Source organism: Azospirillum sp. B506 (assembly GCF_000333595.1).
In the GTDB taxonomy this organism is placed as follows: domain Bacteria; phylum Pseudomonadota; class Alphaproteobacteria; order Azospirillales; family Azospirillaceae; genus Azospirillum.
On sequence record NZ_BADK01000711.1, the window covers coordinates 1 to 2,053 of the forward strand.

Sequence of the window (2,053 nt, forward strand, 5' to 3'; positions counted from 1 at the left end):
AGGATTTCCTTCAGCGGCTTGCAGGCGTTGAACTTGGTCAGCGCTTCGGACTGTGGGCGCGGCAGGGTGAAGGCGAGGCGATAGGCCGAACCCTTGATCGGGTCGTTCGGCTCCAGCCCCTGTGCCATGCCGATATAGCCACAGGCCAGGGACGCGGCGATGGCGAGATAGGGGTTGGCATCGGCGCCGGCCACCCGGTTTTCCACCCGGCGGGCGTCGGGCTGGGACACCGGCACGCGCAGGCCCGTGGTGCGGTTGTCGCGCCCCCAATGCACGTTGATCGGCGCGTCGGAGTTCGGCACCAGCCGGCGGTAGCTGTTGACGTTCGGCGCCAGCAGCGGCATCACGTAGGGCAGATATTTCTGCAGCCCGGCGATGTGCGACAGGAACAGGGCGCTGTCGGTGCCATCGGGGTTGGCGAACAGGTTGTGCCCGCTGTCGGCATCGACCACCGACTGGTGGATGTGCATGGCGCTGCCGGGTTCGCCCTGCATCGGCTTCGCCATGAAGGTGGCGTAGACCTGATGGCGGATCGCCGCCTCGCGCGCCGTGCGCTTGAACAGGAAGGCCTGGTCGGCGAGTTCCAGCGCGTCGCCGTGGTTGAAGTTGATCTCGATCTGGGCGGCGCCGGCCTCGTGGGTCAGCGTGTCGATGTCGATGTCCTGCTTCTCGCAGAAATCATAGACCGCCTCGAAGATCGGGTCGAATTCGTTGACGGCGTCGATACCGAAGGCCTGCCGGCCGCTTTCCATCCGGCCGTTGCGCCCGACCGGCGGCACCAGCGGGTAATCGGGATCCTTGTTGACCTGGACCAGGAAGAATTCCAGCTCCGGCGCCACCAGCGGCTTCCAGCCGCGCTCCTCGTAGAGGGACAGCACGCGCTTCAGCACATGGCGCGGCGACACGTCGACCGGCTTGCCATCGGCATAGACGCAGTCGGTGATGACCTGGGCCGTCGGCTCGGTGTACCAGGGGACGAAGCGGATCGTGCGTTCGTCCGGGATCATGTAGATGTCCGAATTCTCGTCCGATGTGATGTCCTCGTCCTCGGGGAATTCACCGGTCACGGTCTGGACGAAGATCGCCTCGGGCAGGCGCAGGCCGCGGTCGCGCAGGATGCGGAGGAATTTCTCGGCGGGGACGATCTTTCCCCGCGCGATGCCCGACATGTCGGGCACCAGGCATTCGACTTCGGTAATACGGTTCTTCTTGATGAAGTCTTCCATGAAACCCATGGGTATGGCGGACCGCCCCGATCGATGGCAGCCCCCTCCGTGCTGTGAACGACAGCGACACTATGACGCCGTTCCAGCAGGCCGCGCCAGAGGGTTCAGCATGATGCTTTGGTGAAATATCCGCCTTTCCGTTGACCTCCCCCATCGGCTGGGACTTAACTGCGGCCATGCCGAAAGCCTCATACCTGAACAGCTGGTACGCGGCCTCCGCCGCCCCCCGCGCCGACCGCCCCGCCCTCGATGGCGAGGTCGCCTGCGATGTCTGCATCGTCGGCGGCGGCTACACCGGCCTGACCGCGGCGCTGGAACTGGCGGAGCGCGGCTTCGAGGTCGTGCTGCTGGAGGCGGAACAGTGTGGTTGGGGGGCCTCGGGCCGCAATGGCGGCCAGATCATCACCGGCTACAACAAGCCGATGGCGGCCATCGAAAGCTGGGTCGGCACGGAGGATGCCCGCCGCCTGTGGGAGTTCGGCGAGGAGGCCAAAGCGCAGCTGGCCGGGCGGGTGGAGCGGCACGCCATCGCCTGCGACCTGACCTGGGGCTTCGCCTACGCCGCGCTGAAGCCGCGCCACATGCAGGATGTGGCGGCGCTGGAGCGCGAGATGCGCGAGGGGTATGGCTATGACCGGGTTCACCGGTTGGACCGCGCCGGCATCCGCGCCCATGTCGGCAGCGACGCCTATATCGGCGGCCTGCTGGACGGGGGCAGCGGCCATCTGCACCCGCTGAACTATGCGCTGGGACTCGCCCGCGCCGCCGATGCCGCCGGGGTGCGCATCTTCGAGAACAGCCGCGTCCTCGCCATGGACAGCGGGGCG

General features: G+C 66.8%; 2 protein-coding genes. One reads left to right on the top strand and one right to left on the bottom strand.

The features are described from left to right. The coding region (locus I71_RS21255; RefSeq protein WP_042697756.1) for a glutamine synthetase family protein at positions 1–1,235 on the bottom strand (1,235 nt) is incomplete at its 3' end. Between the two features lie 167 nt (positions 1,236–1,402). Between I71_RS21255 and I71_RS21260 the strand changes: the two genes are divergently transcribed. Further along, positions 1,403–2,053: FAD-binding oxidoreductase (locus tag I71_RS21260; protein WP_042697759.1), on the top strand; the 651-nt coding region annotated here is incomplete at its 3' end.